The sequence below is a fragment of the Actinopolymorpha pittospori genome (genome assembly GCF_014873875.1).
Lineage (GTDB): Bacteria > Actinomycetota > Actinomycetes > Propionibacteriales > Actinopolymorphaceae > Actinopolymorpha > Actinopolymorpha pittospori.
Genome location: NZ_JADBEM010000001.1, coordinates 7,352,511 through 7,378,218, shown reverse-complemented (window position 1 = coordinate 7,378,218; position 25,708 = coordinate 7,352,511). Strand labels below are relative to the sequence as shown.

The 25,708-nt window shown below is 68.6% G+C and carries 28 protein-coding genes; 15 read left to right on the top strand and 13 right to left on the bottom strand.

Annotated features, from left to right (window positions below; translation table 11 throughout):
• Window positions 1-58 precede the first annotated feature (58 nt).
• The 5 genes from HEB94_RS34400 to HEB94_RS34380 all read left to right on the top strand — a co-directional run bounded on the left by HEB94_RS34400 (window position 59) and on the right by HEB94_RS34380 (window position 4,027).
• The gene (locus tag HEB94_RS34400) at window positions 59-532 is read left to right on the top strand and encodes an NfeD family protein (protein ID WP_192753700.1); all 474 of its coding nucleotides are present in this window, start codon (window positions 59-61) and stop codon (window positions 530-532) included.
• A gap of 29 nt (window positions 533-561) precedes the next feature.
• On the top strand, window positions 562-1,674 hold the full coding sequence (locus HEB94_RS34395) for an SPFH domain-containing protein (protein WP_420481555.1): 1,113 nt from the start codon (window positions 562-564) through the stop codon (window positions 1,672-1,674).
• Window positions 1,674-2,423 (top strand): TSUP family transporter, encoded by a 750-nt coding sequence (locus tag HEB94_RS34390; RefSeq protein ID WP_192753699.1) that lies wholly within the window; start codon window positions 1,674-1,676, stop codon window positions 2,421-2,423. Before HEB94_RS34395 ends, HEB94_RS34390 begins: the two co-directional genes overlap by 1 nt.
• A 100-nt stretch (window positions 2,424-2,523) precedes the next feature.
• A complete protein-coding gene (locus tag HEB94_RS34385; RefSeq protein WP_192753698.1) occupies window positions 2,524-3,558 on the top strand; it encodes a M48 family metallopeptidase in 1,035 nt (344 codons plus the stop codon).
• 25 nt (window positions 3,559-3,583) lie between these two features.
• On the top strand, window positions 3,584-4,027 hold the full coding sequence (locus tag HEB94_RS34380) for a cupin domain-containing protein (protein WP_192753697.1): 444 nt from the start codon (window positions 3,584-3,586) through the stop codon (window positions 4,025-4,027).
• Window positions 4,028-4,089: 62 nt separating this feature from the next.
• Here HEB94_RS34380 and HEB94_RS34375 read toward each other — a convergent pair whose 3' ends face one another.
• From HEB94_RS34375 to HEB94_RS34365, 3 genes are all read right to left on the bottom strand, one after another.
• On the bottom strand, window positions 4,090-4,659 hold the full coding sequence (locus HEB94_RS34375) for a YbaK/EbsC family protein (RefSeq protein ID WP_192753696.1): 570 nt from the start codon (window positions 4,657-4,659) through the stop codon (window positions 4,090-4,092).
• 63 nt (window positions 4,660-4,722) lie between these two features.
• Window positions 4,723-5,355, bottom strand: a complete 633-nt coding sequence (locus tag HEB94_RS34370; RefSeq protein WP_192753695.1) for an NAD(P)-dependent oxidoreductase — start codon at window positions 5,353-5,355, stop codon at window positions 4,723-4,725.
• Entirely contained in the window at window positions 5,352-6,305 is a 954-nt protein-coding gene (locus HEB94_RS34365) for an EamA family transporter (protein WP_192753694.1), read from the bottom strand. The genes HEB94_RS34370 and HEB94_RS34365 overlap by 4 nt, the downstream gene beginning before the upstream one ends.
• An 80-nt stretch (window positions 6,306-6,385) precedes the next feature.
• Here HEB94_RS34365 and HEB94_RS34360 point away from each other — a divergent pair, with 80 nt between their 5' ends.
• The 3 genes from HEB94_RS34360 to HEB94_RS34355 all read left to right on the top strand — a co-directional run bounded on the left by HEB94_RS34360 (window position 6,386) and on the right by HEB94_RS34355 (window position 7,857).
• Complete coding sequence (locus tag HEB94_RS34360) at window positions 6,386-7,276, top strand: LysR family transcriptional regulator (protein WP_192753693.1); 891 nt, start codon at window positions 6,386-6,388, stop codon at window positions 7,274-7,276.
• 286 nt (window positions 7,277-7,562) lie between these two features.
• Window positions 7,563-7,724, top strand: a complete 162-nt coding sequence (locus tag HEB94_RS54940) for a methyltransferase domain-containing protein (protein WP_420481554.1) — start codon at window positions 7,563-7,565, stop codon at window positions 7,722-7,724.
• A complete protein-coding gene (locus tag HEB94_RS34355; protein ID WP_202897564.1) occupies window positions 7,687-7,857 on the top strand; it encodes a GMC oxidoreductase in 171 nt (56 codons plus the stop codon). The genes HEB94_RS54940 and HEB94_RS34355 overlap by 38 nt, the downstream gene beginning before the upstream one ends.
• A gap of 74 nt (window positions 7,858-7,931) precedes the next feature.
• On the opposite strand, the gene HEB94_RS34350 is transcribed toward HEB94_RS34355, so the two are convergent.
• On the bottom strand, window positions 7,932-11,036 hold the full coding sequence (locus HEB94_RS34350; protein WP_192753692.1) for an alpha-mannosidase: 3,105 nt from the start codon (window positions 11,034-11,036) through the stop codon (window positions 7,932-7,934).
• Between the two features lie 19 nt (window positions 11,037-11,055).
• Between HEB94_RS34350 and HEB94_RS34345 the strand changes: the two genes are divergently transcribed.
• The gene (locus tag HEB94_RS34345) at window positions 11,056-11,328 is read left to right on the top strand and encodes a hypothetical protein (RefSeq protein ID WP_192753691.1); all 273 of its coding nucleotides are present in this window, start codon (window positions 11,056-11,058) and stop codon (window positions 11,326-11,328) included.
• 6 nt (window positions 11,329-11,334) lie between these two features.
• Here HEB94_RS34345 and HEB94_RS34340 read toward each other — a convergent pair whose 3' ends face one another.
• From HEB94_RS34340 to HEB94_RS34320, 5 genes are all read right to left on the bottom strand, one after another.
• A complete protein-coding gene (locus HEB94_RS34340; protein ID WP_192753690.1) occupies window positions 11,335-12,504 on the bottom strand; it encodes a hypothetical protein in 1,170 nt (389 codons plus the stop codon).
• 252 nt (window positions 12,505-12,756) lie between these two features.
• Complete coding sequence (locus tag HEB94_RS34335) at window positions 12,757-13,353, bottom strand: GNAT family N-acetyltransferase (protein WP_192753689.1); 597 nt, start codon at window positions 13,351-13,353, stop codon at window positions 12,757-12,759.
• On the bottom strand, window positions 13,353-13,958 hold the full coding sequence (locus HEB94_RS34330; RefSeq protein WP_192753688.1) for a TetR family transcriptional regulator: 606 nt from the start codon (window positions 13,956-13,958) through the stop codon (window positions 13,353-13,355). Before HEB94_RS34330 ends, HEB94_RS34335 begins: the two co-directional genes overlap by 1 nt.
• 123 nt (window positions 13,959-14,081) lie before the next feature.
• Window positions 14,082-14,735 carry a response regulator transcription factor gene (locus HEB94_RS34325; RefSeq protein ID WP_192753687.1) on the bottom strand — a complete coding sequence of 218 codons (654 nt, stop codon included), beginning with the start codon at window positions 14,733-14,735 and terminating at the stop codon, window positions 14,082-14,084.
• Window positions 14,732-15,772 (bottom strand): sensor histidine kinase, encoded by a 1,041-nt coding sequence (locus tag HEB94_RS34320; RefSeq protein ID WP_192753686.1) that lies wholly within the window; start codon window positions 15,770-15,772, stop codon window positions 14,732-14,734. The genes HEB94_RS34325 and HEB94_RS34320 overlap by 4 nt, the downstream gene beginning before the upstream one ends.
• A 273-nt stretch (window positions 15,773-16,045) precedes the next feature.
• Here HEB94_RS34320 and HEB94_RS34315 point away from each other — a divergent pair, with 273 nt between their 5' ends.
• Window positions 16,046-16,600: a hypothetical protein gene (locus HEB94_RS34315; protein ID WP_192753685.1), complete on the top strand. Its 555-nt coding sequence runs from the start codon at window positions 16,046-16,048 to the stop codon at window positions 16,598-16,600.
• 154 nt (window positions 16,601-16,754) lie between these two features.
• Here the strand turns inward: HEB94_RS34315 and HEB94_RS34310 are convergent, their stop codons facing one another.
• Complete coding sequence (locus HEB94_RS34310) at window positions 16,755-17,324, bottom strand: 3'-5' exonuclease (RefSeq protein WP_192753684.1); 570 nt, start codon at window positions 17,322-17,324, stop codon at window positions 16,755-16,757.
• Between the two features lie 296 nt (window positions 17,325-17,620).
• Here HEB94_RS34310 and HEB94_RS34305 point away from each other — a divergent pair, with 296 nt between their 5' ends.
• Complete coding sequence (locus HEB94_RS34305; RefSeq protein WP_192753683.1) at window positions 17,621-19,507, top strand: calcineurin-like phosphoesterase C-terminal domain-containing protein; 1,887 nt, start codon at window positions 17,621-17,623, stop codon at window positions 19,505-19,507.
• Window positions 19,508-20,152: 645 nt separating this feature from the next.
• Window positions 20,153-20,299 carry a hypothetical protein gene (locus HEB94_RS34300; protein WP_192753682.1) on the top strand — a complete coding sequence of 49 codons (147 nt, stop codon included), beginning with the start codon at window positions 20,153-20,155 and terminating at the stop codon, window positions 20,297-20,299.
• Here the strand turns inward: HEB94_RS34300 and HEB94_RS34295 are convergent.
• Window positions 20,296-21,315 (bottom strand): protein kinase family protein, encoded by a 1,020-nt coding sequence (locus tag HEB94_RS34295; protein WP_192753681.1) that lies wholly within the window; start codon window positions 21,313-21,315, stop codon window positions 20,296-20,298. The two genes, HEB94_RS34300 and HEB94_RS34295, sit on opposite strands and share 4 nt — an antisense overlap.
• 487 nt (window positions 21,316-21,802) lie before the next feature.
• On the opposite strand from HEB94_RS34295, the gene HEB94_RS53845 reads away from it, so the two are divergent.
• From HEB94_RS53845 to HEB94_RS53840, 3 genes are all read left to right on the top strand, one after another.
• Complete coding sequence (locus HEB94_RS53845) at window positions 21,803-22,726, top strand: restriction endonuclease (RefSeq protein ID WP_202896726.1); 924 nt, start codon at window positions 21,803-21,805, stop codon at window positions 22,724-22,726.
• 69 nt (window positions 22,727-22,795) lie between these two features.
• On the top strand, window positions 22,796-23,608 hold the full coding sequence (locus HEB94_RS34285; RefSeq protein ID WP_192753680.1) for an SAM-dependent methyltransferase: 813 nt from the start codon (window positions 22,796-22,798) through the stop codon (window positions 23,606-23,608).
• 113 nt (window positions 23,609-23,721) lie between these two features.
• Window positions 23,722-23,847 carry a hypothetical protein gene (locus HEB94_RS53840; protein WP_337918100.1) on the top strand — a complete coding sequence of 42 codons (126 nt, stop codon included), beginning with the start codon at window positions 23,722-23,724 and terminating at the stop codon, window positions 23,845-23,847.
• Window positions 23,848-23,907: 60 nt separating this feature from the next.
• Here HEB94_RS53840 and HEB94_RS34275 read toward each other — a convergent pair whose 3' ends face one another.
• Both HEB94_RS34275 and HEB94_RS34270 read right to left on the bottom strand, forming a co-directional pair.
• Entirely contained in the window at window positions 23,908-25,149 is a 1,242-nt protein-coding gene (locus HEB94_RS34275) for a serine hydrolase domain-containing protein (RefSeq protein ID WP_192753678.1), read from the bottom strand.
• Between the two features lie 46 nt (window positions 25,150-25,195).
• Window positions 25,196-25,678, bottom strand: coding sequence for a hypothetical protein (locus HEB94_RS34270; RefSeq protein ID WP_192753677.1), 483 nt, complete (start codon window positions 25,676-25,678; stop codon window positions 25,196-25,198).
• Between the last annotated feature and the right edge of the window lie 30 nt (window positions 25,679-25,708).

The following is a 25,708-nucleotide window of genomic DNA, read 5'->3' as shown; positions in this document are numbered from 1 at the left end:
CCACAATTTCGCTGTTCAGGCATCCCGGAGCGAGCCCGTGATCACATAGGTTTTGACCATGGGCAACCTCCTGGCCTGGATCAACGATCACCTCTGGGTGGCCTGGACCGTGCTCGCGGTTGCGCTGGCCGCGGTCGAGCTGCTGACCCTTGATCTGCTCTTCCTGATGATCGCGGCCGGCGCCCTGGCGGGCGCGGTCGCCGCGCTGGTCGGCGGCGGTCCGGCGATCTCGATCATCGTGGCCATCGTGGTCGCCCTGGGGATGCTGGCGGCGGTCCGACCGGTGGCGCTTCGGCACCTGCGGGAGGCGCCGACGATCCGTACGGGTATATCCGCACTAGTGGGCAAGACGGGTGTGGTCGTGGAACAGGTCCACTCTCATGGTGGGAGAGTGAAGATCGGGGGTGAGATCTGGTCAGCTCGTCCCTACGACGAGCATTCGACGATCGAACCCGGCAAGTCCGTCGACGTCCTCTCTATCGAGGGCGTCACCGCGTTTGTTCATGAATCGGAGCAGCCGTGGCAACTGTGATTGTTTTCCTAGTTCTGGCGATATTCGCCGTGATAGTTCTGGCCCGGTCCGTTCGGATCGTCCCGCAGGCCCGGGCCGGCATCGTGGAGCGGTTGGGGCGCTACGCGCGCAGCCTTGGACCCGGCCTCTCGATCATCGTTCCGTTCGTGGACAAGGTGCGCTACACCATCGACCTGCGTGAGCAGGTGGTCTCCTTCCCACCGCAGCCGGTGATCACCGAGGACAACCTGGTCGTCTCGATCGACACGGTCATCTACTTCCAGGTGACCAACCCGGTGGCGGCGACCTATGAGATCGCCAACTACATCCAGGCGATCGAGCAGCTCACCATGACCACGTTGCGCAACATCGTCGGTGGGATGGATCTCGAGAAGACCCTGACAAGCCGCGAGCAGATCAACACCGAGCTGCGCGGCGTCCTCGACGAGGCCACCGGCAAGTGGGGAGTCCGGGTCAACCGCGTCGAGCTGAAGGGCATCGACCCGCCGCCCTCCATCCAGGACTCGATGGAGAAGCAGATGCGCGCCGACCGCGACAAGCGCGCCGCGGTCCTCACCGCCGAAGGTGTGCGTCAGTCGGCGATCCTCACCGCGGAAGGTGAGAAGCAGTCGGCGATCCTCACCGCCGAGGGTGAGAAGCAGTCCCAGATCCTGCGGGCCCAGGCTCAGCGCGAGTCGCAGATCCTGCGCGCACAGGGTGAGGCACAGGCGATCGAGACGGTCTTCAACGCGATCCACGAGGGCCAACCCGACCAGAGCCTGCTGTCCTACCAGTACCTCCAGATGCTGCCGAAGATCGCCCAGGGCGACGCCAACAAGCTGTGGATCGTCCCGAGCGAGATCGGCAAGGCCCTGGAGGGCATCGGTTCCATGGTCGGGAAGCTCGGTGAGGATGGCACACCGCCTGCGCCTCGCCCGGTGACCAACCGCACCACGCGTACGCCTGTCTCGGTGGGGGATGCCGAGCAGCAGACCGACCACGCCCTGCAGTCGGCGGAGTCCGAGGTGGCCGCGGCCATCGCGGCCGCTGAGGACGCTGCCAAGGGCGGGCTCGGCACCAAGCGCACCAGCAGTGAAATGTCAGTGTCGGACGGGGAGTCAGCGGGACCGGCGCAGCCGGCCGCACAGGAGCCTCGTTCGTAGTGAGTGGATTCGAATACATCGCCGTCTTCCTCGCCGGAGTCGGCGCCGGCACCATCAACGCCGTCGTCGGCTCCGGCACATTGATCACCTTCCCCACCCTGGTGGCATTCGGCCTTCCGCCGGTGACCGCCACCATCTCCAACACCGTCGGCCTCGCTCCCGGGGCGATCTCGGGAGCCTGGGGCTATCGGCGTGAGCTCGTCGGTCAGAAGTCCCGGCTGATCCGGCTCGGGTCCGCGTCCGTCATCGGCGCACTCATCGGTGTGGCCCTTCTGCTGGGCCTGCCCGACTCCGCGTTCCACGCCATCGTCCCGGTCCTCGTCGGCCTCGGCTGTGTGCTGGTGATCATCCAGCCCTGGCTGTCGCGCAAGGTCGCGCACCGGCGCTCCCAGAAACAGCACGGTGGCGGCGCGGTGTGGACCTTCGTCGGTCTCGCCGGCATCTACGGCGGCTATTTCGCCGCCGCGCAGGGAGTCCTGCTCACCGGGATCCTCGGCATCGGGCTGAACGAGTCGCTGCAGCGGGTCAACGCCGCCAAGAACGTCCTCACCAGTCTGGTCAACACCGTCGCCGCGGTGTGTTTCATGATCGTCGCCGACGTGTCCTGGGTGCACGCCGGACTGATCGCCCTGGGCTCCGTCGTCGGTGGCCAGGTGGGAGCACACGTGGGTCGGCGACTGCCACCCCTGCTGCTGCGGGCGATCATCGTGACCGTCGGCGTCATCGCGATCTACATGCTGCTGCGCTGAGTCGTCGCCACGGCGTGGCGGCCGACAACTCAGGTCGCTCGACGACCGTTATAGGGATAGCGTTCTCTGAGCGAGCACACGAGCGGATGGGGGAGTTCTCATGAGCGAAACCGAAGACCGGCCAGCGCGTGCCAGGATCACGCTCACCGGTGTCAGTTCCCGGGCCTGGGAGCACCCGGCTGACCGGGGAGCGTTGGTCGCCGTACGCCAGCTCAAGGGCTTCGACGTCGTTCTTCGCAAGCTGTCCGGTCTGATCAACGAGCGGGCGCTGCGGCTGGTCTTCCTCGGCTCGGCCGTGCGTGCGGGCGATCGACAGTTCCCCAAGGTGCACCGGGTCTTCGCCGAGGCCGCGGCCACCCTCGACGTTCGTGAGTTGCCCGAGCTGTACGTCATGACGGGCCCCATGCCCAACGCCATGTGCATCGGCCTGGACAAGCCGTTCATCGTGGTCAACAGCGGACTCATCGACCTGCTCGACGAGGAGGAGCTGCGGTTCGTGCTCGGCCACGAGCTGGGCCACGCCCAGAGCGGACACGCGCTCTACCAGTCGGTGCTGCTCTTCCTGATCCGGCTGAGCAACGTCATCGCCTGGATGCCACTGGGCGTGCTCGGCATCCGGGCCATCATCGCGGCCCTGATGGAGTGGTCGCGCAAGGCGGAGTTGTCAGGGGACCGGGCCGGCCTGCTGGCCTGCCAGGACCCGGCCGCCGCCCTGCGTACCCACATGAAGCTCGCCTCGGGCGGTCACCTCGACGACGTCGACGCGACGGCGTTCCTCGCCCAGGCGGCGGAGTACGACGCGGCCGGCGACCTTCGTGACAGCGTGCTGAAGCTGCTGCTGCTGGAGGCCCGCAGCCACCCGTTCCTCGCGATCCGTGCGGCCGAACTCCGGCACTGGGTCGACCAGGGCGACTACGGCCGGATGCTCGCCGGCGACTACCCCCGCCGCGAGGACGACGGCAGCGCCTCCATGAGCGCGGAGGCGCGGAACGCCGCCGACTCCTACAAGGAGGCGTTCGCCCGGTCCCAGGACCCGCTCGCGAAGATCCTGTCCGACCTCGGCGGCACCGTCGACGGCGTACGCGACAAGGTCACCGGGTGGTTCGGCAACCGCTCCGGCTCCTCGCGTAACTGAGCACACCCCAACCTCCTCGAGCTCCATGGCGCAGGCCCGGTCACGTCCACCGCTGGCGGAACTCCTCGACCTCTCTCCACATCCAGAGGGCGGGTGGTTCCGCCAGACGTGGACGGCTCCGCAGTCGTTCACCCCGGACGGATACCCCGGGCCACGGCAGGCGGCCAGCGCGATCTACTTCGTCCTGCATCCCGGCGAGGAGTCCCGCTGGCACCGGGTCCGCTCCGACGAGGTCTGGTTGTGGCATCGCGGCGGTTCCCTGCGGGTGCGGCTCGGCGGCTCGGGTGAGGAGCCCGCCGAGCGGGCGGAGGAGTTGCTGCTCGGTCCCGGGGTGGAGGCGGGCGAACGCCCGCAGGTCCTCGTGCCAGGCGGCGTGTGGCAGGCCGAGGCACCGGCCGGAACCGAACCCGTCCTCGTCACCTGCGTGGTCGCCCCGGGCTTCGACTTCGACGACTTCCGGATGCTCTGACCTCCACCACGCGCCCCGAGACGTACCGTGGTGATGTTTCTCGCCGCGTTCCCGCGGGCGCTTCAGGCCGTCGGAACCGCGAGGCCCTCGACAACCTCGGCGCCCGGCAGCAGGGTCAGCGAACGGCCGGGCACCAGCAACTTCGACCGGCGCAGCCCGCTGCCGACGACGACCGCCTGCGAGTCGGCCACCCGCTCGTCGATCAGGATGGGCCAGTCGGCCGGCAACCCGAACGGCGTGATCCCGCCGTACTCCATCCCTGTCATGGCGACGGCGTCGTCCATCGGCGCGAACGATGCCTTGCGTGCGTCCAGGCGACGGCGTACGACGCCGTTGACGTCGGCCCGGGTGGTGGCCAACACCAGGCATGCGGCGTACCGGCTCTCACCGCCTCGACGGCCCGCGATGATCACGCAGTTGGCGGAGATCTCGAGCGGGATGTCGTACGCCTCGCAGAAGGCGGCCGTGTCGGCGAGTTCGGGATCGATCTCGGCGACCTGAAGCTCCGGTGCGCTTGAGGGATCCCATCCCCGCACGGCGTCGGCGACCGGCGCCGCGAGCAGGTCGGGCCGCTCCGAGGCGGCCTGGGCTTTCAGAGTGCCGAAGGCGGGAAGCTCGCTCACCGCTCCCATTGTGCACGGGTGCGTCCGGGCCGGTTCGGCGGCGTGCCCCACTCCACTACGCCCTTCCCCGCACTAGTAGCCGACGGTGAAGTGCTGGTGTTCGCAGGGGGTCTCGAGTTCGTCGAGGACAGCCACCGCGAGGTCCTCGGCGGAGATGCGGGACGTTCCGTCAGCACTCGCGATGAGGGTGGTGGTGCCACGTCGGTACGTTCCGGTGCGAGGTCCGGGTTCGAGGACGGCGGGTGGACTGAGATAGACCCAGTTGGCCGGGTGTGCTCGGCAGGCGTCCAGTTGCGCGGCGCTCGTGGCGGCGAGGGTGCGCCATTCCTGCGGCACGTACTCCGGGCTGTCGAGGACGAGCCGGTCGGGGCGTCCCGGGATCTGGAGGGGAGCGGCGCCGCCCACCACGAGGATGCGGGCCTGGGCGGTCGCGGTCGCGTCGAGCAGCGCGGTCGTGGTCCTGACAGCCTTGTGCTCCTGCCCTGGCGCGGGTCGGGTCGCGGCCACGATCGCGTCGAAGCCGTGGAACAGTCCGCTCATGTGGTCGGGGTCGTCCGCGTCGCCCTTGACGGCGGTCACTCCCGGCGGCAGGGAGGTTGGCCGTGTCGTCCGGACGATCGCGATGAGGTCGTGGCCTCGGCTCGCGGCTTCGTTGACGACACGCGAGCCGACCATGCCAGCGGCTCCGACGACGGCGATCTTCATCGAGTGGTCCCTTCGAGGGTGGGTGTTGAGGTGGAGGCGGGTGAGCGGGTGGGTGGACGAAGCTGTCCCGCGACGATCGCGGCGAGGGAGAGCCCGAACCCGAGGAGTTGGATCGGGCCGAGTGTCTGGCCGAGCAGGACGGCGCCGAGAACGGCGGCGACCAGCGGCGAGAGCAGGCCGAGGACAGCGACGGAGGTGACGGGCAACGAGGTGATGCCGCGGAACCACAGGGCGTAGGTGATCAGACCGCCGACCAGACCCAGCCACAGGTAGCCGAGCCCGGCCGTCGGGTCGATTACGGGAGGCGCGCCCTCGACAAGGAACGTGAGGGGCAGAAGGAACAGGCCTCCCGCGCTTAGTTGCCAGCCGGCGAAAGCGGTGGGACTGACACCGTCAGGGCGTCCCCAGCGTTTGGTGAGCGTCACCCCGAGACCCATCGTGGCCGCGCCGGCAAGGCCCGCCACGACCCCGACGATGTCGAGTGCCGCGTTCGGCCCGATCACCACCAGACCGACGCCGACGACTCCCGTCACCCCCCAGAACAGCCGCCAGGGGGAGAGGCGTTCGTGGAGCACGGTGACGGCCAGGACGGCGACGACGAGTGGTTGGGCGGCGCCCAGGGTCGCGGCGACCCCGCCCGGCAGGCGTTCGGCCGCGATGAACAGCAGCGGGAGGAAGAGCCCGATGTTCAGTACGCCGAGCGCCGCGGCCTTCCCCCACCAGGCTCCGCGCGGGAGCGTCCGGGTGATCGCCAGCGCGATCAGGCCGGCGGGCAACGCACGTAGGAGTCCCGCGAACAGTGGGTGTCCCTGCGGGAGAAGTTCGGTGGTGACGATGTACGTCGTGCCCCACACCAAGGGAGCGAGCGCCGTCAGGGCGGTGCGCGGCAGATTCCCGTGGGCGACTCCGCCGGCTGTGCCGGAAGCCCTCTGCGTGGCGTGACTTGTCATGTCACGCAGTCTCACCCGGCAACGATCAATGAGTCCAACACATGTTTGTCACTTCATCGATCTCGATCCAAGATGGATCCATGGAGCTTCAGCAGATGCGCTACGTCGTCGCGGTCGCCGAGACGAACAGCTTCACCCGGGCCGCCGAACGATGCCTGGTCGTCCAGTCCGCCCTCAGTCACCAGGTCGCGCGCCTGGAACGCGAACTCGGCGCGCGACTCTTCGAGCGCACCAGCCGCCGGGTGCAGCTCACGCCGGCAGGTGAGGCGTTCCTCCCCGCCGCCCGCCAGTGTCTGGACGCCGCCGAACGCGCCGCCGCCGAGGTCGCCGCGGCGGTCGGGGAGGTACGCGGACGGCTCGCCGTCGGACTGATCCCCACCGTCGCCGCCGTCGACATCCCGAGCACGCTGCGTGACTACCGCCGGCAGTACCCACAGGTGCGCATCAGCCTGCGTGTCGGCTCCAGCGACGACCTCATCGAACACGTCAAGCAAGGAGCCCTTGACGTCGCTTTCCTTGGACTGCCGACCACCGCGCACCCGCAGGGTGTCGCCGCTCGGGAACTCGCCCGTGGGCGACTCGTCGCCGTGGTCGCGCCGGACCATCCCCTCGCCGAGGAGTCAGTGGTCAGCCTGCGCAGGCTCTCCACCGAGACCTTCGTGGACTTTCCGGCCGGGACAGCCGGACGTATCCAGTCCGACCAGGCCTTCGCAGCCGCCGGTCTCGACCGCGAGGTCGCCTTCGAGGTGACCAACGCGGACTTCCTGGCTCGACTCGTCGGGCAGGACCTCGGCGTGGCCATGCTCCCCGCCGCCTACGCGCCCCAGCTCACCGGCGTCACCACCATCGAGGTCACCGACGCACCGGCTCGCGTCGAGTACGTCATCTGGAGCCGCTTCAGCCACACGCCGGCGGCGACCGCGTTCCTCGCCGCCCTCGACATCACGGCGCAGGATCAACGCGACTCGTGAAGCGTCCCCGACGCTGCCGTCGCCGGTCCACGCTGCCCGTGTAAGTCCGGATACGCGACGGAGTGGGATGGTTCGGTTCGTCCGCCACCCTGGCACCGCGGTGGCCGGATCGGCTCTGTACAGGCTGTACAGAGCGTACAGTTTCGGGCGCGCTCCGCATCCGTGTCGGCGATTCCGGATCATCTACACGCCGACGACCATGCACGTTGTGGTGATGCACATCGGCCATCGCCGTGACGTCTACAAGCACTGACCCGCCGGGGCTTCCGCTTGCTGTGGCCCGGGTATGCGGGGCGCCGATGCTTTGCCGGGTAGCGCCGCGGCGATATCGCTGCCGGACGCGTCCTTCGATGCCGTGGTGACCGTCAACGCTATGCACTGGTGGGAAGCATCAATCGCCCAGTGGGCACCTGCAGGATCGGAGAAGACGACTGTCCGACGTCGATAGCGAACTCCACCTGCACGGGATCCAAGTGCTCCGGGTGGCTGACGGCTCCATCATGCGGTCCATCGTGACCGGCTCCCCCAGCCCGACCGTCTACGGGCTCGCCGAACGGGCAGCAGAGCTGACCGCATCCTGACGTCCACGCCACAGCCCCCAAGCACGCCGGGCCGCCGCCCCCAGGTGAGGGGACGACGGCCCGCGTACGCAGGATCAGTTGGAGGCAGCGCGTCGCAGCCGCAGCGTACGGATCTGGAAGGGACGCAGCGAAAGCTCCACCGCCGATCCGTCAGAGGTCAGGTCCAGCTGACGTTCCGGGTTCTCCAGCAGATCACACTCGTCCACACCCGCCAGCGGGAACGACGCGGACAGGGCAGCGACCGCCCGGCCACCGAAGGCCTCGTACAGCCGCACGATCACATCCCCGCTGCGGTCATCGGCCAGCTTCACCGACTCGACCACGACGTCGGAGTTGTCGACCGCGACCAACGGAGCGCCACCCGAGCCAGCCGGCCGCAGCGGCAGGTTGATGGCGTAGCCACCGGCCACGGCCTCCTCGATCCCCGCGCCCACGATCAGCCCGTAGGTGAAGGAGTGCGCGCCCCGGTCGGCCTGGGGGTCGGGACTGTGCGGCGCACGCAGCAGCGACAGGCGCACCGTCGTGGTCGTGCCACCGTCCGGCCTCGTGTCGCGGCCGACGTCGTGCCCGTAGGTGGAGTCGTTGACAACGGCCGCACCCCAGCCGCGCTCACCGACGTGCACCCAGCGGTGCGCCCACAGCTCGAACCGTGCGGCGTCCCAACTGGTGTTCTCGTGCGTGGGTCGCTGCACATGCCCGAACTGGATCTCCGCGCTCTCCCGCTCCGCGTGGATGTCGAGCGGCCAGGCCGCCTTCAACACCGCGTCGCGTTCCTGCCAGTCGATGTCGGTTCGAACGGTCACCTGCCTGCTCTCGGCGGCGAGTTCGAGGTGCTGGACGATGCGGGAGTCCCCGAAGACCCGCTCGACGCGGACCGAGGCGAGCAACGGCCCGTCCTCGCTCAACGTCACCGACGTCGCGTCGCTCAGGTCCCGCACCACGTCGCGGTAGAAGCGGTCGATGTTCCAGGCGCTGTAGATGTTCGGGTCGTCCGGGTGGATCTGCAGCAGGTTCCCGGCCGCGCCCGGAGCGATCGCCTCCCGCCTCGCGCCGTGGTCGTACACCGACCTGACCAGACCCGCAGCGTCGATCCGCACCGACACCAGGCCGTTGCTCAGCAGGAAGCCGTCGCCCTCGGCCCGGGCGGAGACGGGCGCCGTCGACTCGCTGACCGTGCCACCAGCGCCCAGGGCGGGAGCCTCCACCACCACCGCACGCCGACCATCCGACAGCACCTGCGCGCCCGCCGCCTCGGGCCCCTGCGCGGGAAGCACCGCCACCTCACGGCGCGGGTACGGCCCAGCGTTCAACAGGGACAGACCCTCGGCTGAGGCCAGCTGGCCCGCCGCCTCACCGATGATCTCCTCCAGCTCCGCCCGCAGCTCGCCATAGACCTGCTCGGCCTGCTGGTGCACCCAGGCGATGGAGGACCCGGGCAGGATGTCGTGGAACTGGTTCAGCAGCACCCGCCGCCAGATCCCCTCCAGCCGCTCGTACGGATACGCGGCACCCGCCTGGACAGACGCGGTCGCCGCCCACAACTCGGCCTCACGCAACAGCGACTCACTACGCCGGTTGCCACGCTTGGTGCGCGCCTGGCTGGTGTAGGTGCCGCGGTGGGTCTCCAGATACAGCTCACCCCGCCACACCGGCACGTCCTCATACTCCGCGCGCGCCGCGGCGAAGAACTCACTCGGACTGGTGACCTCCACCTTCGGCGAGCCTTCGAGGTCACGCATCCGGCGCGCCTTCTCCAGCATCGAGCGGGTGGGACCACCGCCGCCGTCGCCGTAGCCGAACGGCGCCAGCGAACGCGTGGCCGCGCCCTTGTCCGCGAAGTTCGCCTCGGCGTGGGCGATCTCGCTGCCCTTCAACTGAGCGTTGTAGGTGTCGATCGGCGGGAAGTGGGTGAAGATCCGGGTCCCGTCGATGCCCTCCCAGTCGAAGGTGTGGTGCGGCAACCGGTTCGTCTCGTTCCAGGACAGCTTCTGCGTCAGGAACCACTTCGCACCAGCCAGCCGCGCCAGCTGTGGGTACGCGGCGGTGTAGCCGAAGGAATCGGGCAGCCACACCCCGTCCTGGTCGATGCCGAACTCCTGCGCGAAGAACCGCCGCCCGTACACCAGCTGCCGGGACAACGCCTCCCCACCGGGCAGGTTGCCGTCGGCCTCCACCCACATACCGCCGACCGGCACCCAGTTACCGGCTGCCGCGGCCTTCTGCATCCGGTCGAAGACCTCCGGCCACCGCTCCTTGATCCAGGCGTACTGCTGCGCCGAGGAGCAGGCGAACACCAGCTCGGGATACTCCTGTGCCAGCGTCGTCATGTTGGTGAAGGTCCGCGCGCACTTGCGCATCGTCTCCCGGACGGGCCACAGCCAGGCGGAGTCGATGTGGGCGTGCCCGACGGCGGTGATGGTGTGGGCGGAGGCGTGCGCGGGACGCGACAGCACCTCGGCCAGCTGGTCGCGGCCGGCCTGAGCGGTGCCCGCCACGTCGCGGGGGTCGACGGCGTCGACCGCACGGTTCAGGGCGCGCAGGATCTCGTGGCGGCGCGATGACGTCTCGGGGAGCTCGTGCATCAGCTCATCCAGCACCTCCATGTCATGGATGAGCTGCCAGACGGCCTCTTCCCGTACGGCGAGCTCGGCCGTCCTGAGCACGTACAGGTGCTCCTGCCCGGCCGTCTCCTTCGACCCGAACTGGGTCCCGATCGCCTGGCTCCCGGAGATGGTGGGGTTGGCGGCCAGCTCGACCAGCAGGTGCACCGTCTGCCCACCGCTCGCGTCGGCGGCCAGCAGCACGCTGCGGTTGTGCGGGTGCAGCCCCTGGATCGGGGAGCCGTTGACGTCGTGCACCAGCCCCTCGGCCTGCCCGCCAGGACCGCGGGTCAGGTCGAAGCCGAGGTCGAAGACCGCCTCGACGCGCCGGCCCGCCCACTCCGCCGGGATCTCCCCGGTGACTCGGAGCCAGGTGGTGGCCCACGGGCCGCCCCAGCTCTCACCGAGCCGCATCGGGACGTAGGAGGCGGTCAGCGCCTCGGTGACCGGGACAGGTTCCCCGGGTACGTGCCAGGCCTCGAGGGTGAGGGCGCGGGTGTCGCTGTAGAGCGCGGGGGACAGGTGCCTTCGCCGGAACTTGCTGATCCGACCTTCGACGATTCGGCGGTCGTCATGCATGGGGCGGTTACCTCCACAGGTGGTCGGCGCTGGTGGGCGCCGGAAGCCGGACGGCATCGCGGGTGCCGTACGGCCAGGTCACGTCGGCCACGGCATCGGGGCCTTCGAAGCGGTGATCGGACGCGGTACGCCGATCCGCGGCGGGAGCGCGGGTCACCCGTGCATACTCTCCCAGCTCCCTGACAACCGCTTTCCCGGTGCGGTGGCGCGACGGTTTGCGGTGTGCAGGCCCGCTGGCGCGGACCGCATGGTGGTCGGGCTCGACGACGATGACGAGAACGACGACAGCTGAGTCGCCTCAGGCGGCCGCCAAGGCGACCAGGGCTCCGAGCACGGCCAGGATCGCGTTGACACCAATGGTCACCCAGACATTCAGGAGCGCGCCGAGGGACTGAAGCAGAACGGCCACCGTGGGGTTGGCCCAGGCCGTCGCCACCAACGCGAGCATCACGGCGAGCTGTGTCATGGCGAAGGCGAAGACAATCCCGTGCAGATCGTTGAGACTGACGACGACAGTGTCGAGGGAGGACGCCATCTGCTCGGCCTGATCCACAAGTGCCGTCCCGTCGGACATGAACGCGTCCAACCGCCGCTCGGCAGCAGTGCTTGCCTTCCCGGTCCACTCCGGGAACATCGACAGGCGGATCGCAGGCATCCACTCGTGGAAGATCGTCCGTGCTCCGGCCGCGACGCCGTGCCAGGACCCGATCGCCCTGTCGATCAGGTCGTCCGCCATGACCAACGCCTCGACGGTCCACATCATGGATGCGGCGGTGGCGGCGATGTTGAACCCGCGGGTCGCTTTCAGGACGGCCTCGGTCCGTTGGCTCAGCTCAGCGATCCTGGAGATCCTGTCCTCGGCATCTATCTGTTTCAGGAGCTTCTCGCCGACGGGAGGGTCCATCATGTCCTTCCCGAAGTCCTTGTACCAGGACTCCGCGGCCTTCTCCATCTGCTCCTTCCAGACCGCTGTCGCCGCCTTGAGTATGTCGTCGACTTCGCCGCTCACAGAGTCCATGTGGGCAGCCGCCTCTGCCATTTGTCTTTGCAGCGCCTTGTGTAATCCGAGCCTGGCCAACCAGGAGGCGGACAAGAAGCCGCCAGCCGCATCACTGGCTACGCGTCCGATGTACGGGACGCCTGCGGAGTCCGCCGACTCCGCAGCCTGTTCGATCGCCTGCAGGTTGGCGACCTCGGCCGAGACGTATCCGACCGCGGCTTTTCCCATCCCTTCGGCGATGGTGACGGCTTCCGTCCGCAGGGCGTTCACCTTCGCGTCAACGTCGTCACAGCCACCGTTGTAGCGGCCGCAGGCGAAGATCCCTACGCCACCCAGTGCCAGGGCGGGCAGTCGGCAGTCCTGGTCGATCAGCTTTCGGAGCTCGGCTAGCTGCTCGGCGACGACGTCCATGGTGACCCCCGTCTTGAGGAGGCTCTTCGAACTCACCTGCACCGGTCTGTCAGGCATGCTGTGCCTCCAGGACGCTTGTCTCGCCATCGCCTCGGCACGCTATCGCGCGAACGTGACCGAGACGACGCACCTACTCATGCCCGACAGCCGTTCAGCCAGGTGGCCGGTGGGCGCGTTCAGCGACTACTCCGTCGGTCGTGCTGCTCGGACCTGTCCCACCCGCACACTGGGGCGCCGGATCGTCGACAGCACAAGGTGTTGTGGCGGCGCGGTTGGCGACCCGCACGGTGACACGGTCGATCGCAGCTGCTACGGCTGCTCCCTTCTGAGGTGGAGTGACACGTACGCACTGAAGCCGGCGCGGCGCGCGAAGCGGAGCGGGCGTCGCCGGTACTCGGTGAAGCCGAGCTTGCGATAGAGACCGAGTGCGGGCGCGTTGGTGTCTTTGATCTCGCGCAGGATGAACTCGTCGTAGCCGGGAAGACCGACGATGTGCTGCATGAGCGCGGTCGCCACGCCACGTCCCTGGTGGGCGGGCGAGGTCGTGACGAATCCGATCTCGGCCAGTCCGTCCCGTGCCTCGTCGGGGGCGCCGAGGAACTGCGAGCGCACCACCAGGTAGCTGATGGTCCCGTGAAGGAGCCCAAGATGGTGGCGGAACTCCCGCAGTCGCGGAGCGAAGCACTCCTGGTCGCCGGAGGTGACCGACGCGATGGCCGCGGGTTCACCTTGGGCCAGCGCCACGAAGAAGCGTTCCGTGAGGAGCATGTGCTCGAACGTGGCGGCCAGTTGCTCCGGGTCGGAGGAGAAGAAGGCGAAGTCCTCGGCGAAGCCGCGGGCCAGCACCTCGGTGATCTGTCTGCGGTGACCTTCACCGAGTTCGTCACCACGCTTGATCACGATCATCACGTCCGTCCTTCCGTCAGCAGTCTGAGCAGGACGTCAACGTCCGGAGCCGTGAACTCGGGCCCGAGAGCGACCCGGATCGAGGTGAGACCGCCGAGCGTGGCGAAGTAGCAGGTCGTGAGCTGAGCCGGATCACCGTCACCGAGCTCACCGACCTCCTGACCCCGGCGGATCAGATCCTCGAAGGCGCGCCACATCGAGCGATGGGCGCCGAAGGCTCGGTCGGCCTCTCCGGCCTGGACCCGGGCCGTCAATCCCTGGTTGATGACGACCACGAACTCGGCGGCACCATCATCGGCGGTGAGGTCGGAGAGGTAGCGAGTCGTGAAATCCCGGATCAGCTCGACCGGGCGGCCCGGCCCGGACAGTTCCTCGGCCAGGGCGACGAGGCCAGTCAGCGCCTGATCGAGCAGGTTGGCGTACAGGGCTTCCTTGGTCGGATAGTGGCGATAGATTGTGCCGACGCTCACGCCCGCCTCGGCAGCGATGTCACGGATGGACGAAGCGGCATACCCGCGACGCGCGAAGACGCGCACTGCCGCGGTCTGAACCGCGTCCCGCGTTGCCGCGGACAGGTTGGCATTCTGCTCGGCGGTACGTGCCACGTTCTCTCCCGCCCATAAAATGAACTGATGTTCATCCTATAGGGAGCCGCTGCACGACGTGGTGGCGGGCAGTCGCGTGCACTGCCGGGACGACGCTCAGCCGGCGCCGACGCGACGTGCCTGTCAGCGGTTCGGGCTTCGGTGGCCGGTCTCCCAGGCCCAGGCGGCGATCCCCACCCGGTTGCGCACGCCAAGCTTGCGCTGGATATGGGTGAGATGCGTCTTGACGGTGCCGGCGGTGATGAAGAGTTCGGCGCCGATCTCCGGATTGGTACGGCCCTCGGCTACCAGAGCCGCGATGTCGAGCTCCCGGTCCGTCAGTGGCTGCGCCGCCTCCGACACGTCGCGCACGCTCGACAGCTCCCGCAACAGTCGTACCGTCACCGCGGGGCTGATCAGCGAGTCGCCGACCATCGCAGCACGCACTGCCTCGACCAGCAGACTCGAGCCGGAGTGCTTCAGCAGAAAACCGCATGCCCCGTGCCGCAGCGCGGTGTGCACGTAAGCATCCAAGTCGAAGGTGGTGACGACGACGACCCGCACGGGCGTGGGCGCGTTGGGAGCGCAGAGGATTCGGGTGAGCTCAAGCCCGTCCATCCGCGGCATCCGGATGTCGGCGATCACAACATCCGGACGTAGCTGCCGGACCCGCTCGAGAGCCTCCAGCCCGTCGGCCGCCTGGCCGACCACCGCAACGTCCGGCACCGAACCGAGGATCGTGCGGAACCCGAACCGGACCGCCTCCTGGTCGTCCGCGATGAGTACTCGGATGGTCATCGCGCCGGCTCCAGGAGATCGCGCGGAAGGGTCGCGCGGACCCGCCAGCCCGCCGGGGGCAAGGGGCCCGCGGTGAACGTGCCTCCGAGCGCCTCGACCCGCTCGGCGAGTCCAGCAAGTCCGACTCCACTGCGACGCTGGCCAAGGGGCTCGGCTTGGACCCGGTGGTCGGGCTGGGCCTGGTCGGTCACGGTGAGCACGACCCCGCGGGCGGATCTCGCGAGGCTGACGGTGACCACGGCGCCGACGCTGGCGTGTCGGCGTACGTTGGTCAGCGCCTCGACCACCACTCGGTACACGGTGGTGCCCGCCTCCCGGTGGAGCGCCATGACAAGCTCGGGCTCGACGTGCAGCTCGATCGGACCCTCGCCGGAACCGGCGTACCGCTCGACCAGTTCGGGGAGGTCGGCCGCTCCGGGCAACGTGGTGTGGGAGGTGGTGGTGCCATGGTCCAGGTCGCGCAGCATCCGGATGGTCCGATCCATCGAGGCGAGGGCACGGGTGCCGTCGGCCTCGATCCGACTCAGCACCTGCTCCACCGCGTCGGGATCGCTGCGCAGCAACACCGCCGCGGCCTGCGCCTGGATGACCATCGCGCTGACGTCGTGGGCGCGCCTGGCGTCCAGCCAGCGCAGGTACACGCCCGCACCTGCGCCCACGAGCGCCGCCAGCGACCAGAACATGCAGACCGCGACTGGATCCCACCATGAGCGCATCGCGCCTTCGCCGCTGCCATGTGGCAGGGCAGTGATCGGGATCCCCAGCACCGCCTCGGCGAGTACGGTCGACCCGGCGACGACGACGGCGAACCAGCCTCGCGACCACCGGCAGACGAACGCGACCAGGAACATCAGCGCGACGGTGTGCAGCAGGGGCCACGGACCGCCGCCGGCGGCGGTCGGTCCAGTGATCCAGGCCATGGTGCCGGTCAGCGAGACCACGGACACCGCGCCGGTGGCGGGTGCGACGATCCGGCGGGTACGCGGCCAACCGCCGCCCACCACCGCGAGCACGCCGAGTGTGAGCGCGGCCGGCACCGCAAGGAGCGGGCTCCCGGTTGGTTCCACTGCAGCTGCCGCGGTGAGGACGAGCACCAAAGCCCCCGCGGCCAGGAGTGCCCGGGCAGCAAGGCGCCGGGCGTGGCTCCGCGCAGTCTCAACAGGTACGCCGGTGGGCGACATGTCCCCAAACTAGATCGGACCTGGGCCGGGTCGCCTCTGCCGATCGGGAGATACCCAGCCGCGGAGTGGGCGCGAATGCTCGTTGTTGCCGACGCTCATCCGGGGCGAGGCACAACCTGAGGAGCATCCATGATCTGCTCGAATCGGCCGTCGCGTCGCCGCGCCACCTCACGCGTCACGCTGGTCGGACTCGCCGCGCTCGCGCTGCTCGGCGCCGCCCTCCCCGCATCGGCGAGTCGCGCCGAGCCCGCTCCGCGAGTTGTGCCGTCGATCGGGCGCGCGGAGCCCACGGAGATGCGTCTTGTGGGAGCTGCCGACCTCAAGACGATCCCGGGTGCGCGTCTTCACTTCGCGTTCGACGCCCGCGCGGTGCGTGACCACGCGAAAGACGCGACCGGCACGTTCCGGTTCGAGCACACCGAGGGCGAGGTGGACTTCTGGGCGACGGGAAGGATCACGTGCCTGAACGTCGGCGGCCCGGTCGCCGTCGCCAGCGGGACGGTCACCGAGTCCAACTACGCGGAAATGGACGGCTGGGAGGTCGGTTTCACGGTCTATGACCACGGCCGCCACGACCGGTTCAACGCCACCTGGGACATGGGCTTCAACGGCACCCCACCACCCTGCATGAGCACCGCACCGGTCGCTGAGATCCAGAACGGCAACTTCGTCGTCCGCGGCTGAGGCAGTCGCCCGGCCGTGGCGCGGGAAACCGAGCCCGCGCCGGGCGCGCGGACGTACACCGGTGTGGCCCCCGAACTCCTTGGGGGCTACACCGGCCGCCGTGAACGGTGCGCGGCGCTACGCCGAGGGCCGTCGACGGCGATGAAGTCCTCGGCTAGAAGAGAACCTCTGGCTCGCTGTCGGCCTGTGGTTCGAACGATTCGGTGTCGATGTGCTCGGCGAGCCGTACCAGGAGCCGGGCGCACACGAGCGCGTCCCACGTCGCGCGGTGCGGTGCGAGCCCGTCGGGGAGCCCTTCGGCCAGGCCGAAGTCCTCGGCCAGGTCACCGAGCTTGTAGGACTGGCGGCCCGGGAGCGCCTGCCTGGCCAACTTCAGCGTGTCGACGACATGGGTGGGCTCGAAACCCGGTAGCTCCCTGGTCAGGACCCCCAGGTCGATCGGGGCGTTGTGCGCCGAGAAGACCGCACCGTCGAGGAACCCGCGTATCTGCTCCGCCAGCTGGGCGATGGTCGGCGCGGTGGCAACGTCGGAGTCGCTGATGCGGTGGAAGCGGCGCGCCATCGGCGTGATCGGCCGGGGCGGGTGCACCAGCCAGGACGTCGCGGGCCCGATCGTTCCCTCGTCGATCGGGACAACGGCCACCTCCACCAGGTCCGGAGGGCGCTGGCCGTTGCCCTCGACGTCGACCGCGACGTAGCGCAGGTCGGACCACTTCTCACCCATCGACGTTCTCCCATCCAACCTCGGCCCGCGCGTGTCGTCGGGGCCCGTGCTGGTGACCCGCATCATGCACCGGTCGCCCCTCGTTCGGACGCGTCTCGCGCCGTCGTCGTCGCGGGGCGCACGGTCGGGTTCACGACGCGTCATCCGTCCACCCGCCGGTCACGTCATCGCAAGGTGCCTTTAGATGCTCTTTAACTCTTTTACTTAGTTTTGCCGGAATTTTGACTTTGACGGGGATGGTCATCGTGGCCGGCCCGAGGGGGCCGGCTGGACCTTGACAGGGGAGGAACCACTAGATGTCGCCTTCTCAGGCCATACCCCGGCGCGGGCGTGCCGTCGTCACGGCACTCGGCGCGATGGCCCTCACCGCATCCAGCGTCACCGTCCTCACCGCACCGAGTGCGACCGCCGCACCCGCACCCAAGGCCGCGGACTGGGACGCCACCGCCTACCGGGGCCAGGTCGAGGTGATTCCGAGCAACGACAACGACCAGTCGGTCCTCAAGGGCCGGGTGTTCGTCGACCGGGACCGCGACAGCCGCACCGACGCAGGCGAGCGCGGCCTGTCCGGCGTCGTGGTGTCCAACGGCCGTGAGGTCGTCAAGACCGACCGGCAGGGCAACTACGAGCTGCCCGCGTACGACAACATGACCGTCTTCATCACCCAGCCCGCCGGCTACCAGGTGCCCGTCGACGAGTTCAACATCGCGCAGTTCCACTACAACCACCTGCCCGAAGGCTCGCCCGAGCTCCGCTACGGCGGCATCGAGCCGACCGGACCGCTGCCTTCGGCGGTCAACTTCCCGCTGACGCAGAGCCGAGAGACCAAGGACGCCGAGCAGAACTGCGTCATCGCCGGCGACCTGCAGTTCTACAACATGCGCGAGGTTGGCTACGCCCGCGACGGCGCCATCGCCGACCTCGCCAAGCGCGACGACTACCAGGGCTGCGGCCCGCTGTTCATCGGCGACGTGGTGGGCGACGACCTCTCGCTCTACTCCGAGGTCAAGGACCTGTCCAGGCAGCTCAACGGCCCCGTGCGGTTCCTGCCCGGCAACCACGACCTGGACTTCGACGCCGAGACCGCCGAGCACTCCTTCGACACCTTCCGCGAGCAGCTCGCCCCGGCGTACTTCTCCTACGACGTCGGCAAGACCCACGTCATCGCCCTCAACACCGTCCGCTACCCCTGCACCCCCGACGTCGACAACGCCGACGGCCAGCACCCCAACTGCAATGACCCGGTGAACCGCCCCGCCTACAACGGCCGCCTCGGTGAGGACCAGCTCGCCTGGCTGGAGCGCGACATCGCCACCACCCCCTCGGACAAGCTGATCGTCGTCGCGAGCCACATCCCGCTGCTGACCTTCGCCGACGAGGGCAGCCCCGTGCACCAGGTCGACCAGGTGAACGAGGTCCACGAGCTGCTCGAGGGCCGCAAGGCCGTCGCTGTGGCCGGTCACACCCACACGATCGAGAACATGAAGACCGGCGACCTGTTCAAGGGCTGGAACGACATCTTCGGCATCGAAGGCCTGCCGTTCCCGCACATCGTCGCGGGCGCCATCTCCGGCGACTGGTACTCCGGTGCGCTGACCGAGGACGGCTACCCGATCGCCACCGGTCGCGACGGCGCCCGACCCGGCGTTCTCACCCTCAACATCAAGGGCAACACCTTCAAGGAACGCTTCACCGTCACCGGGGAGTCCGACGACTTCCAGATGCAGCTCGGCATCAACTCTCCGCACTACCGCGACTGGTACGTCGCCCGCCAGGCGTGGAACCGGGACGAGGAGGGCGAGGCGCCGCAGCTTGGTGACGGCCGTGTCGTCAGCAAGGCCGACCTGGCCGGCACCACCTGGTTGACCACGAACTTCTGGATGGGCGCGACCGGATCCAAGGTCAAGGTCAGCATCGACGGTGGCAAGGCGCAGAACGCAGTCCGTACCCAGGAAGCACGCGGCGAGGGGCAGCTGGTCGGTCCGGAGTTCTCCGACCCGCACGCGATCGCCCAGCAGCTGGTCAACGGTGGCAGCCTGGCCGACCGGGCGATCCACCTGTGGCGGTTGAAGCTGCCCACCGACCTCAAGGCGGGCACCCACCGCGCCACGGTCACCGCGACCGACTCCTACGGCCGCGAGTTCACCGAGTCGATGATCTTCAAGGTCGTCGACGAACGCTGAGAGCTGCGCGCGCTTCGTGAACTGTAGAAGTGAAAACGGGGGAGCCGGGGTCGCCACGGATGCGGTGGCCCCGGCTCTTTGCTGTCAACGTGGGTGAGCCCCGGTGTGGGCCGGTGTGCGGGAGGCTCTTGCAGACCCGCCCGTCGGCGATGACGCGACCAGCTGCTCTTCGAGCCGCAGGCGGGCCGAAGGCCTGAGCATCCAGAGGATGGGCTGGGGTAGCCTGCCGCTATGACCTGTCCAGGAGCCGATGCCGCGTAAGCGCCCAGCACGGCTGCGCCGTGTGCAGGAAATTGCTCCAGTAGTCAGGATTCCCGGCGTCAGCCCGCGCGTGGCCCGAGCCTTGGACCGTCTTGAGCTCCCGGAGCTCAACTCGCAGGAAATCGCCGTCGCATACCGCCAGTGGATCACGGTGTGTCAGCAGCCGAGAAGAACCCTGAGCAGGGAGCACAACGACTGGTCCGGGTTGATCGGGCCCGTGGCACGGGACCAACTCGAACGGGCCATCCAGGCTCTCCCACCGCAGCTGAGCCGCCAGCTGCAAGCAGCGCTGACGCCGTGGGATCAGAGGTTCCTCGAGAAGACGTTGCCGGATCCGACACGTAATCCCTCCGGGCCATGGTGGTGGCAGCGCCAAGGTGTTCGATGACTGCGCGAGCGCTGAGCATCGCAGCAATCGGGCGGCTCACCGAACTCGGCGTGGCGCGCGGACTCTCGGTACACCACCCCCACCTCGCCATCCGGGGGCAGATGACCCCTCACCACTTGACCATGATCCGCAGGACGACCTAGTGCCAAGACAGTGACAGGTAGTCCTCCTGGTGTTCCTGCACCAGGGCGATGGTGGCGTAGTCACAGATGCCGTGGACGATCAGCGCGGCCTGCCAGCGGGCGTTGAAGGCGAGGATCCAGGCGGCCGCAGCGGCAGCCGTACGGCGTTCACGCGTGGAGAACGGCTGCCCCCGTACCTCCTCGTAGTTGTGTAGGAAGTCAGCGACCTCTTCTGGGGTTGACAGGCCGCCACCGGTGGTCGCGCTCGAGGCGTAGGACGATGCCGTGAAGCCGGCGATGACTGCTTCGGTATCGGCGACGAGCTCCCAGTCGAAGGTTCCGACGAGCTGACCCTCGACCACTGCGGTGTTCCCGGCGTACCAGTCGGCGTGTCCCACGACGGTCTTCTCAGCTTCGCGGTTGTTGAGGATCTGGTCCGCGGCTCGTTGGCCGAACGCGTCCAGCCACTCGAAGCCGGCAAGGGTCGCTCGGAAGTCGACGATCGTGTCGTGGGGAACCGGCCACGGTCCGCTCTGGTAGTGGCACCACGACGGTCCGGAACCCGCGCGTTGGAGGAGGTCGGGCCTGGCGCGCAGCATCTCGATGTGGCGGGAGAGCCCGTCGGCGAGGAGCCGCCGGACGGCCGGGTCTCGGCCGTCGGGGCTTGCGCCGACGATCAGGGTTTCCGCCGTCAGCACACGGCCTTCAACCTCCTCGGGTCCTGCCAGCGGAACCGGGCAGGGAAAGCCTGCTGCCGCCAGCGCGCGCTGGGCGTCGACAGTGGCCTGAGCAGCGTCGAGGTCTGCCGGGGTCCGATGCGCCTTGATGACGGCGGCACGACCGTCCTGCAGCTCGACTCCCCAGACCGCGTCGATGCGGCCGGCGCGGAAGCGCACCTCGGCGATCGCGCTGCCCAACCGGTCCTGGGCCCACGCGTCCAAGAATCTGTGCAGCTCGGGTAACGTCACGGCACCGTGAACGGCCCGTTCGGTGTCGCTGATTTCCTCGAACGACTCAGGCCCGCGGTCCGCTTCCATGACAAGAGCATGGGCCTTCCGGTGGCATGCGTCGAGGCCATACCGCTGGATGCCGATGGTCGCGGTCGAGGAGTAGGTCGGTTGGGCGGCACACGGCCTCGTGCAGCTTGACCCGATACCCCGAGCATCGAAACCGGACACCGGGCCTCCCCGTACGCGCCGCTGACGACAGCGCAGCCTCAAGCGCTGGGCAGGCAAGGAAGACTTTAGAATCTTGGCGACACGGTGGTGATCGGCCACGGCGCCATCGAGAACCGCAGTGCAAGCGTGCGGACGATGGCTGGGTGGCCCTGCCTTCGACTTGGCCCCGCAGGGAACCTGAGATGCCGAAGAGCGACGAGGAGTGCTGGTGAGCGCCTGGATCATCAGAGCAGGACGAAACGGTGAACGTGAGCAGTGGGCACTGGACAAGGGAGTCTCAGGCGGTGGTTTCCGTGCGGTCTTCGACCTGACGCCGTGCACGAGCAAGGAACGTGTGCGGGCGACTGTGGACGCGGGGTTCCCCACCGACTCCCTTGGGCGGCGCGCCAACTTCGCCGGTCAGTTGTGGGCGCTGCGCGACACCATCAAACCGGGCGACCTCATCCTGATGCCGATGAAGACCAGCAAGAAAATCGTCTTCGGCGTCTGCACGTCCGGATACAAGTACCGCGGCGACGAGCCGGATCTGTCCCGGCGCCACACCATTGGTGTGGAGTGGTCGACAACCGAAGTCTCCCGCGCTGGCATCAAGGATGACCTGCTCAACACCATCAACGGTGCAATGACGATCTTCCAGGCGTCGAAGAACAACGCCGAAGCGCGTCTGCGTATCGTCATGAAGACCGGTGTCGACCCGGGTAACGGTAGCGGGGCGACACCGACGCTCGGTCAGCTGACTTCCGGCACGGCGACCGGCGGTGACGACAATGTGGTCGACCCCACCTCTGTGCCGACTCTTGAAGTGATCCGCGACCGGGTCCGAACCCATCTCGTCGAGCACTTCGGTCAGCACAAACTCACTCACCTGATCGCTGACATCCTCCGGGTTCAGGGCTACACCTGCGACGTGGCGCCCCCAGGCCCGGACTTCGGTGTCGACATCATCGCTGGATGCGGACCCCTCGGCCTCGACCCACCCACGCTCATCGTGGAGGTCAAATCCGAAGCCGGATCCATTGGTGCGCCGATCGTCCGCGGACTCAGGGGAGCCATGGTTGCTCACAAGGCCGACCAGGGTCTACTGGTCGCCTGGGGCGGCTTGAGTAAAGCCGCGACCGACGAGATCCGCACTGCTCGCCTGTCCATTCGGGTCTGGGACGCGGAAGACGTTCTTGACCACCTCTTCGGCGTCTACGACCACCTGCCCGACGAGACTCGCGCCCGTGTCCCCCTCAAGCGCATCTGGGTGTTGGACGAGGAGACTGGGTGAGCGATGGAAATTGGTTCCGCGACGCCGCTTGCCAGTCAGACGTCTACGGAGCGCTGCTAGGGTCCCGCCGTGGTGACGAGCACGGCGAACTGGATCGCGGCCGTTAGAGCACGGGAAACCCGTAGGCACGACCGGTTGTTCGCCGATCCCCTCGCGGAGGCGCTGGCCGGCGAGCACGGTGCGGCGATGATGGCCCGCTCAGAACAGGCCAGCGGCGGCGAGAACCGGTTCATACCGGTGCGGGTGCGCTGGTTCGACGATGCAACCGCTGCTGCGACGGCCGCTGGCATCCGGCAGGTCGTACTACTCGGCGCGGGCCTGGATACCCGGCCCTACCGTCTGGACCTGCCAGCCGATGTTGACTGGTACGAACTGGACCGGCCAGAGATCCTCGCCCACAAGGATCCGGTACTGGCGACCACAGTGCCGCACTGCCGCCGCCACACCGTCGCCGCCGACCTGGCCGGCGACTGGGGTACGCCGCTGCGCGCGTCCGGCTTCGACTCAACTCGGTGCACACTGTGGCTGGCCGAGGGCCTGTTCTTCTACCTGGCCGAGGAGTCGGTACTCGGGCTCCTACGCCAGACCGCGACGCTGTGTCCACCCGACAGCCTGTTCCTTGCCGACGTCATGGGTGCGGCTGGTCTTCATGCCCCTGCCATGCGCGCCTACCGTGACCACTGCGTACGCAACAACCTCCCACTCCCGTTCGGTAGTGATGACCCGGCCACCTTGTTCACCACCGGCGGCTGGGCACCAGAGCGGATCACCGCGGCCGGCGCTCCTGACGCCAATTACGGACGACTTCCAGAGATCGGCAGTGGTCCACACCCCGGTTGGCCACATCTGGTAACTGCTCGACTGGCACAGGCCGATCGTTGACTGGCCCAGGTCACTTCGGTGGCCCGCCCCGGGATGGAAAGACGGCCCTGGCAGCCGACCTCGCTCGAGTCGCATCTCAGGCGGCGAAGGACGCCCTGTTCGTCTCGCTGGAAGTGACCGAGAAGGAAATCGGCCAGGGCCTGGTCGCCGCCGGGCGCAAGGTGGGCTTGACGCACCAGCGGCAGTTGGCCCAGACCGACTCTGACTCGCAGCGCATCGGCAGGACGTCGACGTCGTGATCCTGCTGCACCGGGATGACCAAGCCCACCGTGGGAATCTCACCCCCGGTGGGCTCAGTGTCAGTCGTCGAGTGCTTGGTAGAGCGTGGTCCAGAAGTCGTTCATCAGGTGCGCCGGGCTCGGAACGGTGTAGCCGAGCTGGCAGAGCAGGAGACCGGTGAGCTGGTTGGCTGGATCGGCGTAGGCCGAGGTGCCGCTGCCGCCGTCCCAGCCGAACTGGCCGATCGGCGCGTAGTCGCCCCGGTAGGTGCGCACCGCCATGCCGAGGCCCCAGCCGCCCTGCTGGCCCTGACCGAAGGAGATATGGACGTTGCCGGTGGCCAGGGCGGTGCGGGCGGCGTTCTGCTCGGGCGTGAGCCGGTTAGTGGTCATCAGCTCGACCGCGGCCCGGGACAGGATCCGCTTGCCCTGGTGGGTGCCGCCGTTGAGCAGCATCTGGAAGTAGGCGTGGTAGTCATCGGCGGTGGAGACCAGCCCGCCGCCGCCGCCCTGGAACGCCGGCGGCTGGCTCCACCGTCCGGCCTTGGGCTCGTCCCACGCGAGGAACTCGCCGGTGGCCGGGTCGGGGGCGTACAGGGTGGGCAGCCGGTCGATCTTGTCGGCGGGCACGTGGAAGCCGGTGTCCTTCATGCCCAGCGGCTCGAAGATGCGCTCGCGCAGGAACTCCTCGAACGACTGGCCACTGACGCGGGCCACGAGCACGCCTACCAGGTCGCTGCTGATGTGGTACTGCCACTGCTCTCCGGGCTGGTACATCAGCGGCAGCTCGCCCAGGCGGCGCATCCACTCATCCGGCTCGGGCACCTCCACCGGCAGGTTGGGCGTGAGCCCCTGCTCGAAGACCGCGTTCATGATCGGCCTGCCCAGCGCCGTGAAGTCTATGCCGAGCCCGAAGGTGGAGGTCAGCACGTCCCGTACGGTGATCGGCCGCCGCGCCGGCACGGTGTCGTCCAGCGGGCCGTCGGGCCGCGTCAGCACCTGCCGGTTGGCGAGCTCGGGCAGCCACGGCTCGACCACGTCGTCCAGCCGCAGCCGGCACTCATCCAGCAACACCATCGCCGCCGCCATTGACAGCGGCTTGGACGTCGAGGCCATCCGGAAGATCGTGTCCCGGCGCATCGGCGCGCCACCGTCATGGCGCATCGTCCCGATTGCTTCGACGTGGGTCTGGCCGTTCCGGCTGACCAGCGCGACGAGCCCGGGGATCTTTCCGGAATCGACATGCCGGGCCAGCACCTCGCGCAGTCTGCGCAGCCCGGCTTCAGAGAAGCCGCTGCGCTGCTCGGTGAGGGTGATGGACATGGTTGTGTGCTCCTTCTGATTGAACGGACGACGGGAGAGCGGACTGTCAGCAGCCGAGCCGGTCGGCGATCACATCCAGCACTTGTCGCAGATCGCGTGCCATGCGGGTACGCAGGTCGATCTCGGCGATCCCGGCCGCGAACCCCGGATGGTCGGGGAGGACCCGGTGGACGCGATGGGTCACCCTGGTGCCCGAGGGGCAGGCGGTGGCGGCATACACCCCGGCGTACCAGCTCTGCACCGCCACCCTGGATCGGGCCCGGTCCACCTGGATCTCCACCGGCTCGACCGACCCGGCGAGCTCGGCGCGGTAGGCGCCATCGCCGGACCCGGCCACGACGGTCATCGCCCCCTGCCGTGCCGCCGAAGCCCTGGCCAGTACCAGCAGGTTGTCATCGCCGACCCGCCCCTCGGCGACGGTCAGCAGCAGCGCGGCGACCGCTGCGACGGGCGCGTCGAGGGTTCCTTGCACTTCCCAACGGGCGGGCAGCACGTCCAGTTCGGCGAGCAGGGAAGGCGTCGTGTGCATGGCGAAGAGCCTCGGCGCGGCGGCCTGTCC

Coding starts and splice junctions, on each gene's coding strand:
- HEB94_RS34315 (WP_192753685.1), top strand. CDS start 16,046: ATGATCTGCTCGAATCGGCCGTCGCGTCGCCGCGCCACCTCACGCGTC.
- HEB94_RS34340 (WP_192753690.1), bottom strand. CDS start 12,504: ATGCCTGACAGACCGGTGCAGGTGAGTTCGAAGAGCCTCCTCAAGACG.
- HEB94_RS34385 (WP_192753698.1), top strand. CDS start 2,524: ATGAGCGAAACCGAAGACCGGCCAGCGCGTGCCAGGATCACGCTCACC.
- HEB94_RS34295 (WP_192753681.1), bottom strand. CDS start 21,315: ATGGAAGCGGACCGCGGGCCTGAGTCGTTCGAGGAAATCAGCGACACC.
- HEB94_RS34375 (WP_192753696.1), bottom strand. CDS start 4,659: ATGGGAGCGGTGAGCGAGCTTCCCGCCTTCGGCACTCTGAAAGCCCAG.
- HEB94_RS34370 (WP_192753695.1), bottom strand. CDS start 5,355: ATGAAGATCGCCGTCGTCGGAGCCGCTGGCATGGTCGGCTCGCGTGTC.
- HEB94_RS34360 (WP_192753693.1), top strand. CDS start 6,386: ATGGAGCTTCAGCAGATGCGCTACGTCGTCGCGGTCGCCGAGACGAAC.
- HEB94_RS34335 (WP_192753689.1), bottom strand. CDS start 13,353: ATGATCGTGATCAAGCGTGGTGACGAACTCGGTGAAGGTCACCGCAGA.
- HEB94_RS34325 (WP_192753687.1), bottom strand. CDS start 14,735: ATGACCATCCGAGTACTCATCGCGGACGACCAGGAGGCGGTCCGGTTC.
- HEB94_RS34270 (WP_192753677.1), bottom strand. CDS start 25,678: ATGCACACGACGCCTTCCCTGCTCGCCGAACTGGACGTGCTGCCCGCC.
- HEB94_RS34275 (WP_192753678.1), bottom strand. CDS start 25,149: ATGTCCATCACCCTCACCGAGCAGCGCAGCGGCTTCTCTGAAGCCGGG.
- HEB94_RS34305 (WP_192753683.1), top strand. CDS start 17,621: ATGTCGCCTTCTCAGGCCATACCCCGGCGCGGGCGTGCCGTCGTCACG.
- HEB94_RS34380 (WP_192753697.1), top strand. CDS start 3,584: ATGGCGCAGGCCCGGTCACGTCCACCGCTGGCGGAACTCCTCGACCTC.
- HEB94_RS34300 (WP_192753682.1), top strand. CDS start 20,153: ATGACTGCGCGAGCGCTGAGCATCGCAGCAATCGGGCGGCTCACCGAA.
- HEB94_RS34400 (WP_192753700.1), top strand. CDS start 59: ATGGGCAACCTCCTGGCCTGGATCAACGATCACCTCTGGGTGGCCTGG.
- HEB94_RS54940 (WP_420481554.1), top strand. CDS start 7,563: ATGCGGGGCGCCGATGCTTTGCCGGGTAGCGCCGCGGCGATATCGCTG.
- HEB94_RS34350 (WP_192753692.1), bottom strand. CDS start 11,036: ATGCATGACGACCGCCGAATCGTCGAAGGTCGGATCAGCAAGTTCCGG.
- HEB94_RS34365 (WP_192753694.1), bottom strand. CDS start 6,305: ATGACAAGTCACGCCACGCAGAGGGCTTCCGGCACAGCCGGCGGAGTC.
- HEB94_RS34310 (WP_192753684.1), bottom strand. CDS start 17,324: ATGGGTGAGAAGTGGTCCGACCTGCGCTACGTCGCGGTCGACGTCGAG.